The organism is Candidatus Paceibacterota bacterium (assembly GCA_028711505.1).
Taxonomy (GTDB): Bacteria; Patescibacteriota; Minisyncoccia; order JAHISW01; family Tagabacteraceae; genus JAQTSC01.
In genome coordinates this window covers 1-14002 of record JAQTSC010000008.1, presented here as the reverse complement: position 1 = coordinate 14002, position 14002 = coordinate 1, and the positions used below count along the sequence as shown (strand labels likewise).

The following is a 14002-nucleotide window of genomic DNA, read 5'->3' as shown; positions in this document are numbered from 1 at the left end:
CAACAATTCCCGAATCCATACTATACTGAAAATGCCTCCGGCATTGTTCGCCATGAGGCATGAATCGGGTATCCAAAGGTCGAATCAGATTGTAGAATCAGTGTCTTAAGCAAGGGGTACCTGCCAAGCTTATATTCTTTTACGAAGCATGCTCTTGATAAAACAACGAGTGGTTATGGATACGATGAGCCTCGGGTATTAGAGAAAGCATGCTATTTAGGTATACTCGCACTCAAAAAGGGCTGGAAGGATATTGTTGTTGATTTGAAGGTGAAAATACTTGAGTTTGAAACAAAATATTTTGCCAAGTATCTAACTAATTTACCGGCCGGATTACCCACTGGGTTTGATCCAAAAAATCACAATATAGGAGGGTTACCACATCACGATCAGCTCGTTCGTGAATTATGGAGATGGCGAGACGACTATGACCGCGAGAGCAGAAATAGCACATTGCGTATACGTGATGATGCCGAAGCAATGATGTATCAAGTTATCGAGCCGATAGATATCGATAGATTTATTTTTGAGATATGGGGCGTATTTTTAGCAGATAGTGAATTTGAGGCAGAATTAAAAGCTAAGGCCGAGAAAAAAGAGGAACCAAAAGTTTAACTTTATGCAAACCGAATCAAAACAGCAAATTTTAGAACGCCGGAAAGAAATCGAGCAGGAGCTCGTGGATATGCTCAAAGAGACCGAGAGTGATTTTACTCTGGATCATGTTCGAGATGTTATTTTTCATGAAGATGATAACGACGATATGATGAAAGTCGTAGCCATGTTTGATCGTGGCGGAGATGCTTCTGAATTAAGCAATGTTCTTGAGCTGGTAACCGATGCTTGGAATTATTTTCCGCACGAAGCCCTTGGCGGAATCTCCCCAGCCGAGAAATTATTAGAGCATAATGATAAAAACAAAATATGAAAATAGCAATTAACTTAACGCGAGACAATGTAGGAGGGATCACTTCATCTAACCTCAATTTGGTGAATTATCTATACAAACTCGACTATGAGTTCATCGGATTGGAATTGACCAGCCGGATATACATGAAAGGCCCGGCACTTTTCAGGCATTTTGATCCGGAAATATTCGACCATCATATTGTAAACATTCATCATTTGCCGTTAATGGATGTGCTAAAACACAATAATACACTTAAAGATGTCGAAAATATCTACAAAGAGCCCATAAAGATTATCAGAAACATTCTGAATGAAACTCGCCCTGATGCGGTGCTACTTAGCGGAACATACTATATGCCTTGGCTTATATCTATAGCCGCCAAAAAGGAAAAGATTCCCGTGATCTTGTGGTATTCGGGAGTTTTGTCAAAAGAGACGGAACATTATCCGGAAAAATTAAAGAAACTTTTTCTGTCGATGGAGAAATCGGTAGTAAAAAATTCTACACAAATAATTTTCCCATCAGGGTTGTGCAAGAAGACCGTGGAAGAGCTGGTTGTTAAAAGTAAAATAAAGAATAGTTATGTTATTCCAAACCCGGTGGCGAGCATCTTTACCGATCCCAGCGCGGTTGATGCTTCAATAGAAAGGAGGATCGCGGCAGTTGGCCGATATTCAAAAATTAAAAACTTCAATAAATTTTTTGAATTGCACCTTGAACTACAAAAACGCAAATGGAGGCATACTGCATCTTTTGTCACTAATCCGAATGCAGATTTGAAAACAATGCCGAAAACAATCGAGACTTTGCCTTCGATGACCGCAGAGGGATTGAAAAAGTTTTACCTTTCGCAAGGATTGATCGTCTGTCCTTCGACTTTTGAGACCTTCGGCAACGTTCCTATGGAAGCGGCGTGCCTTGGCATTCCGGTTCTGGTAAGTGATACGATGGGATGCGCTGAAGTTCTGAAAAAGGTCGGTTTGGCGAACATGGTTATGCCTTTCGATGACATCGGAAAAGTTGCTGATCGCGTACAGGAATTGTGTGGTCAATCAATTCTGCCAAGACAACTCAATGCGTTAAAAAGAATTCTGGACAATAATTTTGTCAGCGAGGAAATCCGCGCTGTTCTGGATAATACAGCAAAAAGAAATAATTGCGTTAAATAAAATATGAGTACATCTTGGCACACAAAATCATCAACAGCCGTCATTGAAGAATTACAAACAAGCGAGCATGGCTTGAGTAACGCAGAGGCAACACTTCGACTGAAGCAATACGGACAAAACAAACTACCGGAGGCAAAAGCGGACGGTATTTTTACTATTTTTTTGCATCAATTTCAAAGCCCTCTTATTTATATACTGGTAGCGGCCAGCATCGTAGTGTTTGTTATTGGTGAAGTTGTTGATGGATCAATTATCCTCGCCGTCCTTCTTTTTAACGCCATTGTCGGGACGATTCAAGAGGGTAAAGCACAAAACACTCTGCTCGCTCTCAAGAAATTTGTTGAAACGAAAGCCACCGTGCTCCGGGATGACAAAGAGATTATTATTCCGGACACGGAACTGGTGCCTGGCGATATTCTCATTCTCCAAGAAGGTGAAAAAGTTCCGGCCGACATGCGCGTTATCGTTTCTCATAATCTCAAAGTAGATGAGGCGGCACTTACCGGAGAGTCAGAACCGGTGCATAAAACTAGCGAACGAGAAGCCGCCGGAGAGACGATAGGGCAGTATAAAAACATGGTCTACAAAGGGACGAATATCGTCGCTGGAAATGGCCGAGCGGTAGTGGTCGCAACAGGGTCGCAAACTACTATTGGTGCAATTGCAAGCAAGATCGCGCTGGTAAATACTGAGATCCCCCTCAAAACCAACATTCGGTACCTTTCACGTCTTATCATTGCCACTGTTGCGGTTGTTTCGGTAATGATCTTTACCCTTGGTATTGTTGTCGGCAAACCGGTCAAGGATATGTTTACGACAATTGTTTCCTTGTCGGTATCAATCGTGCCGGAGGGTCTCCCGATTGTCGTTACTCTCATTCTTGCCATGGGTGTCTGGCGGATGAGCAAACGCAATGCTCTCGTCAAAAAACTTCAGGCCGTTGAAGCTTTGGGGCAAGCAAGTATTATTGCTGTTGATAAGACTGGCACTATTACCAAAAACGAGCTAGTAATTCAAAAGGTGTACGTTGAAGATAAAATGTTTGATATCGGCGGTGTTGGGTATGAGTCAACTGGCAGTATCAGCTTGAATGGTCGTATTACTGACGCCGCGAACCATTCGGAACTTTTACTTGCCGGGAAAATTGGTGCTTTTTGCGCTAGTGCCAGAGTGATGTATTCCGAAGAAGACAAGCGTTTCCGAATCAGTGGAGATCCGACCGAAGCGGCCATGCTTGTCCTCTCGCAAAAGCTCGGTTTCCACAAAGAAGACCTCGAACGAGAATCCGCTGTTGTTGGAGAACTGCCATTTGACTATCGGCTCAAGTATCACGCCATGCTTCACGCTGTTGATGGCAAGAATTTTCTAACTACTGTCGGTGCTCCCGAAGTTATTTTGGAATTATCTGAGACCGTCTGGTCGGATGGCAAACGTAAAGAAATGACATCTGCGGATCGGAAAAATCTTGAGTCTGTTTTTTACACAATGTCACAGGAAGGTTTGCGTGTCGTGGCTTTTGCAATTGATCCGGACGTAGGCAAAACACTTAAACCTGAAAAAATAAAAAATCTTGCTTTTGTTGGCTTCTACGGTATGAAAGACGCGACCAGACCCGAAGCGGCTTCGGCTATTAAGAAAGCAGAAATGGCCGGAGTGAAAGTGGTGATGATCACTGGCGATCACAGGATAACTGCCCAAGCTATAGCCAAAGAAATAGGCATCTGGCATGAAGGCGACGAAGTCGTTACCGGACCGGAAATTGACAATATGTCTGATACAGAATTGTCAGAAAGACTGAAAACAGTCTCGGTGTTTGCTCGGGTGAATCCGGAACACAAGATGAAAATTATCGGGGCCTACCGTGCTCGAGGCGAAGTGGTGGCCATGACTGGAGATGGTGTGAACGACGCGCCTTCTCTCGTTGCCGCCGATCTCGGAGTGGCAATGGGTAATATTGGAACTGAGGTGGCAAAGGAAGCGTCTGACATCGTCTTGCTCGACGACAACTTGGAAAGTATTGTGCCAGCGATTGAAGAAGGTCGCAGTATTTACAAAACTATCAAGAAAGTTATCCTCTATCTTTTTTCTACCAGCATGGGCGAGGTCTTTGCGATTATCGGCGCGCTTATTCTGGGATATCCACTCCCAATCTTGGCGGCGCAGATCATCTGGTTGAATTTTGTTACAGACGGTTTTCTTGATGTATCGCTCGCCATGGAACCCAAAGAGCATCATTTGCTCAACGGCAAGCTTGAGAAGCCAAAGAAATATCTCGTTGATAAACTGATGGCAAAGAGAATGGTGCTTATGTCTGTAGTGATGGCTATCGGGACACTCTATCTTTTCAACAATTACTACGAAGCCGACTTGGCGAAAGCCTGGACAATATCTCTTACCGTTCTAGCCGCCTTCCAATGGTTTAATGCGTGGAATTGCCGTTCCGACAACAAGTCTATTTTCAAGATGAATCCGTTCTCTAACAAATATTTAGTGGGCTCAACTGTTCTTGTTGTTTTGCTTCAACTGCTCGCTATTTATACCCCAGCGATGAATACATTTCTGAAAACCGTACCACTTAATCTTTCCGATTGGATGGCAATTGTGCCGGTAGCGATATTGATTGTGCTTGTTGAGGAAACAAGAAAGTTATTTTATCGAAAGCAATTAGCGAAAAGCGTCTTATCAAGATCATAAATTTAAATAATTATGAAAATCAACAACACATTCAAACTCATCATTTCGCTTATTATCCCGCAGTTGGCAGGAGGACTGGGGAGCTACTTTACCATCGGTTCGGTAAAAGATTGGTATCCGGTGCTGGTCAAGCCGGCTCTTAATCCACCGGCATGGATATTCGGACCGGTTTGGACAACACTGTTTCTTTTGATGGGCTACGCACTTTATCTTGTCTGGAAGGACGAGAGCGGAAAAAGTAAACGCCTGGCCTATTGGGCTTTTGGAATTCAAATGGTTTTAAACGCGCTTTGGTCAATTATCTTTTTCGGTCTGCACAGCCCGGGCGGAGCACTTTTTGAGATGATTTTTCTTTGGCTGGCCATTCTCGCCACGATCATTGCCTTTGCAAAAATATCCCGTCCGGCCATGTGGCTTCTTTTGCCATACATCCTTTGGGTAAGTTTTGCCGGGTATCTTAATTATTCAATTTGGCAACTCAACAGTTCGGCAAATTTAGGACAAATGGCTTGCACAGAAGAAGCCAAGCTTTGTCCAGACGGTTTATATGTTGGACGCACTGGCCCCAAGTGCGAATTTGCTCAATGTCCGGATGAAGCAAATAATGATCTATGGAAACTTAGTACTGACGGTCAAACTGGAATCTCATTTAAGTATCCGGAAAGATTATTAACCGATTATATCTTTACTCAATCTTGGCCTCCGAAGGTTGCCGTATCAAACAATGATCATCAGTTAAATTGTTTAGAAACGCCAGCCGAGAGCAGTCTGCCCCAGAGAGTAGCAAAGCGGATGGTCGACAACCGAACATATTGTGTCAAAGCAAATAGCGAGGGTGCAGCCGGTTCTATTTACACTACTTATGACTACTCCACGATCAAGGATAATAAATTGGTGACAGTAAGTTTTACTCTGGTCTATCCGCAATGCGACAATTACGATGATCCGCGGAAGACGACATGCAAGAACGAGCGAACATCTTTCGATCTTGATTCAACAGTTGATCGCATTGTCCAGACAATCAAAATTGTAAACTAGAGAATCAACGATTTATGACTGACAATATTAATTCAGCTAAAGATGACTCGGTAGAAGAAACTCCGGACGAGGAAGTTGCCGAGCTTATGGAAAGTCACGATCTTGATAAGGACACGGCCGAGCGTGTGCAGGAGATCATGGAAGATTTGGGTGTGGACGAGGACGACGCTGTCGAGCTCGAAGAACTACTTTAATTAAGCAATTGTGACTCGGGTAATTTGCTTAATATCGGACGAGTTAAGCAAATCGCCCCAAGCTTTCAAATTTCGTCAAACCGGTGGGCTATGTCGCAAGAGGTGTCCAAAGGTCTACCCGGGGTGCAAAGCTCGCCCCAAGGGCAGACACGGGGCAATAACGTTTTACTTTTTGGCTAAGAGGAGGTCGTAGTTGTAAAACTTGGCAACTTTCTTGATGTTATTCATTTTTTCGCGTAAAGTAACCATATACTCTTTATCCTCGAGCACTGTTATAAGACCCGACAGTGCCTGACCCACGAGAAAAATTCTTTTTGACCCGGAAGAAGCGGGAAAATGGACCGAAGAAGAAATCTCTATACGAGATTTAAAAAAAGAATAATAAAAGCCCTGGCTCCGCAAGCCAGGGCTTTTTCTTTTTTGGTTGTTCTTCTAGCATCACTATTCTCCCAGGCCGGAAGCCAGCGCCTCAAGAAGCTGCTGCTCTAACCTATCTGCATCCGCCTCAACCTTGGCATCAAAATCTGGCCCCAACAAAGAATCAAAAAAACGGGAGTTCGCGCTTGCATCCTCGTCCCATCCTGTTTCAATCCTGCTGAACTTTCGGCTCAGCATTCCGTTCGCAACTTTCTTTTCTTCTCCTTGCCAGATGCTTTCGCATTCGGGACAGCATCCCAAAAGGACATTCAATCCCTTGACTGGAGATAATTTGAACTTCCTGCTGCAGCATACAAAAAAAAGCTCCATATCATCCTCCCTTTTTTCTTTATTTAATTATCTTTGAACTATTTATTTGCATAATACACTAAAACATATTTTTAGTCAATGCAAAAAACAAACGCTGAACTTTGCCAATCCGCCTAAAAAGTGTAAAATTAAAAAATGATTTTTTCAAAAACAGCGAAAATAGCGATCCTTTTTTTCGTTTTCGCTTCCCCCATGTTCGCCTCAGCGGAAAGCAAAGCTACTATATATATGTTCGGTTCTGACCAATGCCCCCATTGCCAGGCGGAAAAAGCTTTTTTAAAAGATTTAAAAACCGAGCTCGGAGATAAAATTGAAATAAAAGAATTTGAAATATCCGACCCTGAAAATTTTGAATTTCTGCAAAAAGTAGGAACAGAATTAAAAATAGATGCCACCAGAATACCTATCACCATAATAGGAAACAATTATTTTTCGGGATTCAGCGACGCCAATACCACCGGCGAGCTTATAAGAAATCTTGTGGACGAATGTTTAAGCGCGCAATGTCCCGATATTGTCGCTCCTCTTATAGTAAAAGAGGTCCCGGAAAACCCCGATAACCCGCAACAAACACCGGACGCCTCGGCTTCCCAGCAAATACCCGACAAAATCAAAATTCCGCTGCTTGGCGAAAAAAACATCAAAAATTTTTCTCTCCCTCTTCTGACTTTGGCGATTGCCGCCATAGACGGATTCAATCCCTGCGCCATGTGGGTGCTTATTTTTCTTATCGGGCTTCTTCTCGGGATAAACGACAGAAAAAGAATGTGGCTTTTGGGAATAACTTTTATCGCCACTTCGGCCGCGGTTTATTTTCTTTTCCTTTCCGCGTGGCTTAATCTTTTTATTTTCCTCGGATTTATTTTCTGGGTGCGGCTCGCCGTAGGGATAGCGGCTGTTGCCAGCGGATTTTATTATCTTAAAAGGTATTTCACGGAAAAAACCGAGGTCTGCCAAGTTTCAGAAAGCGAAAAAGAACAGAAAATTTTTGAAAGACTGAAAAAAATAGCGCAGAAAAAATACCTGCCGGCGGCGCTTTTGGGAATCATTCTTCTTGCTGCGGCGGTAAATATTGTCGAGCTTGTTTGTTCTGTCGGGCTTCCGGCAATTTACACGCAAGTTCTAAGCTTAAGCGAACTCCCTTCATGGCAATATTACGGATATCTTCTTTTGTATGTTTTCGTTTTTATGATGGACGACATAATTATTTTCCTTATCGCAATGATTACCCTGAAATCGGTAAAACTTACGAAAAAATACAACCGGCTGTCCGCGCTTATCGGCGGCGTAGCCATGGCAATAATTGGCCTTCTTCTAATCTTCCGTCCGGAATGGCTGATGCTGGGCTAAACATTAAGTTCGCGGCGGCGAAATTCCCCCGATTTTAAAATTTAACGCAAAAAGATTAAACTAAGGGTATAATGCTCGCCATAAAAAGAAGCGAAATTAAAAATCTTCTCCTAAAACTCGCGGAAAAAAACGAGGTTTTCGCCCCGATAAAACCAACGGAGGGAGAATCTTTTTTTGAAAAATTTTTCCCTGAATCGGAATTGGATTTGGATTACGAAACGACAAAAAACCCGGCCAAAAGAATTTTCTTTCCGGCTGAAGAAAAAATTTTCTCTTTTAATAAAATCGAAAACAAAATAATCGCCTGCCCGGACGGAGGAAAAAGCGGCAGCGCGAACAAGAAAGAAATACTTCTTTTCGGCATAAACACGCGGGACACAGAAGCGCTTATTCAGCTTGACGAGATAATGAAACGGCCGGAAAAAGATTTCTTCTATTTTCAAAAAAGAAGCGCGGCAACAATCATATCCATAGTGAACGAAAACGGAGCAATCCCCCATGCCGGAGTGGACCTCGTTCTTGAAAAAGTAGACGGTGAATTATACAAAGCCCTGGCTATCACAGAAAAGGGAAGAAAAATAACAAGTCTTGGCTTCTTTTCCAAAATTCAAGAAGCCAGATGGGAAGAAAAAAAAGAGGCGTTGGCGATGCCCGAACTGCGCAAAATGCTTAAAGACCCGGAAAAATTAAAGGATGTAGTCAGGTGGTCATGGAAAAGCATGCCGAAATTTTGGGAAGATCTCGGTAAAAAATGCCTGGGCTGCGGAATTTGCACTTATGTCTGCCCTTTATGCCACTGTTTTTCAACGGAAGACACGTGCGAGCTGAACGGTAAAAAATGCTTTAAGTCGCGAAAGTGGGCGGCATGCACATTGCCTGAATTCGCGACAGTCACGGGCAGCCTGCCTTCACAGGCAGGACATGACTTTCACCCAAGCATAAAAGAAAGATATTATAATTGGTTTTTTCATAAATTCGTCCGCGGCTACAAAGAATTCGGCAAATCGCAGTGCGTCGCCTGCGGAAGATGCAAAAAATATTGCCCCGCCGGAATTGATATAGAAAAAATCCTTTTGGAATTAAACGAAAAATACGATTCGTCGCGCGACAAAGCCTAAATTTTAGAATATGGATAATATTTATTTACCCGAACAAGTAAAAATCGCGGAAATTGAAGAGCATTCAAAAGACACCAAACTTTTTCGCCTTAAAAAAACAAAAGGGGTGTTTAACGCGGACAAAAACGGACTCGTTTTTATTCCTGGACAGTTCGTGCTTGCCGGAATCTGGGGATACGGAGAAGCGCCTTTCGGCGCCGCTTCTTCTCCTTATGAAAAAAAATATCTGGATATAGTGGTAAGAAACACGGGGGGAAATGTCACTTCGGCAATGCACAGGCTTAAAAGAGGAGACGGGATAACATTACGCGGCCCTCACGGCAACGGGTTTCCGATTGAAACTTTTGTAGGGAAAGACGTAATTATGGCAACGGGAGGATGCGGAATACCTCCTATTGCCAGCCTTACGGAATACATAATAAAACACAGACGAGATTTCGGAAATGTTTTTCTGCTTTACGGCGCTAAAACTCCGGACGATATCCTGATGAAAGACAGCATAAAAAGATGGGAGAAAAAAATAAATGTTTTTCTTACGGTGGATAATCCTCATCCGGAATGGAAAGGACACGTGGGGTTTGTAAGCGACATTGTAAAAGAAACGAAAATCAATCCTGCCAGTTCCGTCGCGGCGATATGCGGTCCGGGTCCCATGGTTAATGCTCTTGAAAAAATCTTGAGGCCAATGGGAATTCCGGATAGAAGAATTTTTGTTAACACGGAAAGAAAAATGCAATGCGGAATCGGACGATGCCAGCATTGCGCGACGGGAGATAAATACGTTTGCGCAAACGGACCGGTTTTTAATTTTGACGAAATAGACAAAGCATGGGACTAGAAAAGAAAAAAATAATGAAACGCAAGCCGACAGTGGCTCTGTACGACTTCACCGATTGTGAAGGATGCGAGGTCGCGCTCGTCTCGCTTAAAGAAAAATTTCTGGAGCTGGAAAAACAAATTGACATTGTTGACTGGAGACTCGGCCAGGAAAAAAAAGAAGAAGGAAGTCTGTTCGCTTCCATTATAGAGGGGACGCCGATGACCCGGCATGAAATAGACACTTTAAAAAATCTGAGAGAAAAATCAACCTATATAATCGCGCTGGGAGCCTGCGCTTCTCTCGCCGGCATACCGGGAATAATGGAAAAAGAAAAACGGGAAGATTGGTACAAAAAAATTTACTCGCCGGAATATAAACCGAAAGGCATCGACGCGCTTCCCCTCTCCGCATACGTAAAAGTCGATTTTATGATTCACGGATGCCCGGTTAACGCCGATGAAGTCATAAGAATCTTTGAAGAACTTCTTTTAGGCAGAAAACCTTCATACAGGCCGTATTCGGTTTGTTTTGACTGCAAAGTAAAACAGAACCAATGCCGGATAATTTCAGGCAAACCGTGCTTGGGACCGATAACCCAGGGCGGATGCGGGGCAATCTGCATTTCGGGCGGTTCGCCGTGCTACGGATGTTTTGGAATCCGCGAAGGCGCGAACGTAGAAGGACTTAGAAAAACGCTAAAAAAAATAGCCACCGAAGAAGAGATAAACTCATATTTTTCAATGTTTTTAAACAAACAAGATAAACAAAATGGAAACGGATAAATTTATAGCGAAAATAGAAGGTCACGGCAGTTTAAACGTCGATTGGGATAAAGAAGAAGTAAAACTCCGCACTCACGAAGGCGAACGACTTTTTGAAGGAATGCTTGTGGGCAGAACGCTTGAAGAATCACACTGGATAACTCCGCGGATTTGCGGAGTCTGCCCCATTGCCCATAATCTCGCCTCTCTCGCGGCATGCGAAGCCGGACTAGAAATAAAAATAAGCGAAACATCAAAACTTTTACGCGAACTTATGGTTTGCGGACAAATGCTTCAAAGCCACAGCCTTCACTTGTTTTTTCTCGCTCTCCCCGATTATCTGGGAATAGACAGGGGCACCGAACTTGCCGCGAAAAATCCAAAAGCTTTTCAGGCGGCTCTCGCCATAAAAGAAGTTTCCGATGACATCGCTTTCGTCGTCGCGGGAAGAAACGTCCACCCGACAACAACGGCAATCGGCGGATTTCATAAAATCCCGGCAAAAAAACAGCTTGAAGAACTTTTAAATAAAATTAAAAAAACCAGGACGTCAGCGGAACTCGCTCTAAAAATCTGTCTAGGAATAAAATTCCCCGCTCTTAAGGTCAGTCTTGAATTTCTGGCGATAGACGAGGAATCAAAAATAATTTTATCCGGCAAGGGAGAAAAAACGGAGATAAAAGACTACAAAAGAGATATTGAAGAAGAAATCCGGGAAAATTCCACCGCCAAATTCGGCTCATATAAAAAACGGGAAATATTTGTCGGTTCTTTGGCAAGGCTTTATCATTTTCTTCCGGATGGGAACCTGCGCTCGTTTCTTGATTTTGAAAATCCTTTTCACAACAATTTGGCGCAGGCGATAGAAATTCTTTTATACCGCAAAGAGGCCGAAGAAATTCTTGAAAAATTATTGAAAATTAAACTGGAAAACGACAAACCCTCCTTCATTAAAATTAAAGAGGGCGCGGGAATCGGCGCGATAGAAGCTCCGCGCGGAGGGCTTTACCACGAGCTCCATTTTGACGAAAAAAATATAATAACTTACGCCAACATTATCACGCCGACGGTGCAAAATCTCACATCAATAGAAAAAAGCGCAAGCGAACTTCTAAAACAAAACAAAAACGCGTCCCGCGAAAAAACGGAACGCCTTCTGGAAATGCTGGTGCGCGCTTACGACCCCTGCATCACCTGCTCGGTTCACTAAAAATTATTCTCCTTCGGAGCAAAGCCCTTTTGTTTTATCCCAAACTCCTTTGGATATTTTCACGCACCATATTTCTCCGGTGGCGGAATCTTTCATCTCCAAAAATTCCGTCGATAATCCCCTTGATATAATTTTTTCAGCCACAAATTCCCGGGCTCTCACTGCGGAATTTCCGACAGATATCCCCATTTTTGAAAATTTAGCGGGAAGCCATCCTTCCGGAGGATAAGAAAAAATATATCCTAAATTATTTTCAGGATAAATCTCTACAGCCTCGCTGTAATCGGACAAAAGAGAATCCGCTATATTTTTTTCAACCGCGGATGAAATCGATGAAAGAAAATGCCGCGGCGAGTATTCCGCTCCGCTTATCAAAACCGCGGAATCTCCAATGTTTCGAGCCAACGCCGGCAGCGCGCCAAAAGACCAGGAAGCGGTGTTTGAATAAACACCGAACGCGAGACGGGAAGCGTTATTAAAAAATAATCCGCCGCCTTCCCTTCCGGCAAAAAAACATCCGACAATTTTATTTCCAGTCTTTTCAAAAAGTTCCGAATAAGAAGAAGCAAGGCAGAGAGAAGCGTTTTCTGCATTTGAAAAAGAACTTGGAAGCGACGCATACGCTCCGCCAAATTGGCGGACGACTGATTTGACATTTGACGAATCAACCTGAATTCCGAAAAAGAGGAGCAAAACAGACGCGAAAGCGAAAGCCATTTTCGGCAAAAAAAGCGGAGAGACTTTTTCAAATTCTTTTTCCGAAACAGAAACATCTTGTGCGTCTATATCTTGTTTTGAAACGACAGCGGGCTCTTCCCCGGAGATAACTTCGGAAAGAGTCTGTCCGGATTCCAATTCAAAATCTGTTCCCAAAAGCGCCTTATCCCAGTCCCAGCCAGGGGCTGGATTTTCATTTTCCCTTAATAAATTTGCCGTCAAAAACTTTTCACCGGAAAAAACCGGAATTTTTCCTCCGCGCCTCAAAATCGTAAAATAGTTTTCCTGCCTTTTGTATTGTTCTTTTAATTTTTCCATATAATCCTCCATCCATTTTTTGCGAGTAAACCATTTTTTGCCATCGCGTTCAGCCTTAAGCTCTCCGGTGCGGCAAAGCAGGCTAAGGTGCTGTTCCGTATAACCGTAAATTTTAGCGGCTTCTTTTATCGGAAGTTTATCAATGTTTGTATCTTGAATATTTCCTTTGTTCATCTGCTTGTTTTTATTATACCTCGGCTGAAAAAATTAGCGATAGATTCCGCGAAAAAATTCTGATTATTCCGCCGCCGGTTGTTCCGGCGCAGCCTCTTCAGGCAAGGATTGTTCAACGGTCGGCAATATTTCTTCCGCAAGAATTTCTTCCTCAGGCTCGCCCGGAGCGGGTTCTGCCGGCGAAGCAGGTTCTTCCACGGCAGGTTCTTCCAGAATTATTTCCGTTTCAATTTTTGTTTCCGTCTGAGTTTCCGTTCCCAGAACCGGCGAAATATTGTTTTTTTCCAAAAGAAGCTTAAGCTGTTCTTTTGTCATGCAAACATCTTCAATGCAAAATTCTTTGGTGGTAATTTTATCGGAAATAATTTGCGTAATTTTCAAAAGGCCGTTTTCTATAACAAGAGAATAGGCATTTTTAAAAAGTCCGGTAATTTGTTCCAAAAACGGGCCTGTCCCGCTCATCTCCCCGCCCCCTCCAAGCGAAGCGACAAGCCCCTCCAGCTCCCCCATCCTCAATTCCATTTTATCTATCTTCTCCTGCTGGGCTTTAATGCCTGCCCAGGCGTATGAGACCATTTTGTAGATGTCCACTCCGTCTCCGGTGGCAGAGAGCACTTCTTTGGGAGAATTCTCTGCAATGAGGCCGACTCTTAATGGGTCGCTTTCGGATTCTTCCCTGTAACGGTAGGCGGCAAGGTCGGTTTCCGTTATCTTCTCCAAGGCTTTTTCATAATCTTCTTCATTTAAGGAAGCGATGTCTTTTTTGGCTTCGCTTGTCGATA

The 14002-nt window shown here is 43.3% G+C and carries 13 protein-coding genes and 1 pseudogene; 11 read left to right on the top strand and 3 right to left on the bottom strand.

What is annotated here, in order from left to right:
* The first annotated feature begins 264 nt into the window (after window positions 1-264).
* The 6 genes and pseudogenes from PHC85_03280 (at window position 265) to PHC85_03255 (ending at window position 6005) form a co-directional block, all read left to right on the top strand.
* Window positions 265-615 carry a hypothetical protein gene (locus PHC85_03280; GenBank protein ID MDD5033103.1) on the top strand — a complete coding sequence of 117 codons (351 nt, stop codon included), beginning with the start codon at window positions 265-267 and terminating at the stop codon, window positions 613-615.
* 4 nt (window positions 616-619) lie between these two features.
* The gene (locus tag PHC85_03275; GenBank protein MDD5033102.1) at window positions 620-928 is read left to right on the top strand and encodes a hypothetical protein; all 309 of its coding nucleotides are present in this window, start codon (window positions 620-622) and stop codon (window positions 926-928) included.
* A complete protein-coding gene (locus PHC85_03270; protein MDD5033101.1) occupies window positions 925-2079 on the top strand; it encodes a glycosyltransferase in 1155 nt (384 codons plus the stop codon). The genes PHC85_03275 and PHC85_03270 overlap by 4 nt, the downstream gene beginning before the upstream one ends.
* A gap of 3 nt (window positions 2080-2082) precedes the next feature.
* Window positions 2083-4773, top strand: a complete 2691-nt coding sequence (locus PHC85_03265) for an HAD-IC family P-type ATPase (protein MDD5033100.1) — start codon at window positions 2083-2085, stop codon at window positions 4771-4773.
* A gap of 12 nt (window positions 4774-4785) precedes the next feature.
* A pseudogene (locus tag PHC85_03260) lies at window positions 4786-5256 on the top strand (tryptophan-rich sensory protein).
* 569 nt (window positions 5257-5825) lie between these two features.
* Window positions 5826-6005, top strand: a complete 180-nt coding sequence (locus PHC85_03255) for a hypothetical protein (GenBank protein MDD5033099.1) — start codon at window positions 5826-5828, stop codon at window positions 6003-6005.
* Between the two features lie 441 nt (window positions 6006-6446).
* Here the strand turns inward: PHC85_03255 and PHC85_03250 are convergent, their stop codons facing one another.
* Window positions 6447-6752: a hypothetical protein gene (locus PHC85_03250; GenBank protein ID MDD5033098.1), complete on the bottom strand. Its 306-nt coding sequence runs from the start codon at window positions 6750-6752 to the stop codon at window positions 6447-6449.
* Window positions 6753-6887: 135 nt separating this feature from the next.
* On the opposite strand from PHC85_03250, the gene PHC85_03245 reads away from it, so the two are divergent.
* From PHC85_03245 to PHC85_03225, 5 genes are all read left to right on the top strand, one after another.
* The gene (locus tag PHC85_03245; GenBank protein ID MDD5033097.1) at window positions 6888-8102 is read left to right on the top strand and encodes a hypothetical protein; all 1215 of its coding nucleotides are present in this window, start codon (window positions 6888-6890) and stop codon (window positions 8100-8102) included.
* A 71-nt stretch (window positions 8103-8173) separates the two neighbouring features.
* Window positions 8174-9220, top strand: a complete 1047-nt coding sequence (locus PHC85_03240; GenBank protein ID MDD5033096.1) for a 4Fe-4S dicluster domain-containing protein — start codon at window positions 8174-8176, stop codon at window positions 9218-9220.
* A gap of 10 nt (window positions 9221-9230) precedes the next feature.
* Window positions 9231-10058: an FAD/NAD(P)-binding protein gene (locus tag PHC85_03235; protein MDD5033095.1), complete on the top strand. Its 828-nt coding sequence runs from the start codon at window positions 9231-9233 to the stop codon at window positions 10056-10058.
* Window positions 10049-10822 (top strand): hypothetical protein, encoded by a 774-nt coding sequence (locus PHC85_03230; GenBank protein MDD5033094.1) that lies wholly within the window; start codon window positions 10049-10051, stop codon window positions 10820-10822. Before PHC85_03235 ends, PHC85_03230 begins: the two co-directional genes overlap by 10 nt.
* A complete protein-coding gene (locus PHC85_03225; GenBank protein ID MDD5033093.1) occupies window positions 10809-12011 on the top strand; it encodes a nickel-dependent hydrogenase large subunit in 1203 nt (400 codons plus the stop codon). Before PHC85_03230 ends, PHC85_03225 begins: the two co-directional genes overlap by 14 nt.
* A 3-nt stretch (window positions 12012-12014) precedes the next feature.
* On the opposite strand, the gene PHC85_03220 is transcribed toward PHC85_03225, so the two are convergent.
* Together PHC85_03220 and PHC85_03215 are read right to left on the bottom strand one after the other, a co-directional pair.
* The gene (locus tag PHC85_03220) at window positions 12015-13220 is read right to left on the bottom strand and encodes a helix-turn-helix domain-containing protein (protein ID MDD5033092.1); all 1206 of its coding nucleotides are present in this window, start codon (window positions 13218-13220) and stop codon (window positions 12015-12017) included.
* A 63-nt stretch (window positions 13221-13283) separates the two neighbouring features.
* Window positions 13284-14002, bottom strand: a 719-nt coding sequence (locus PHC85_03215; protein ID MDD5033091.1) for a hypothetical protein, incomplete at its 5' end; no start/stop codon positions are given.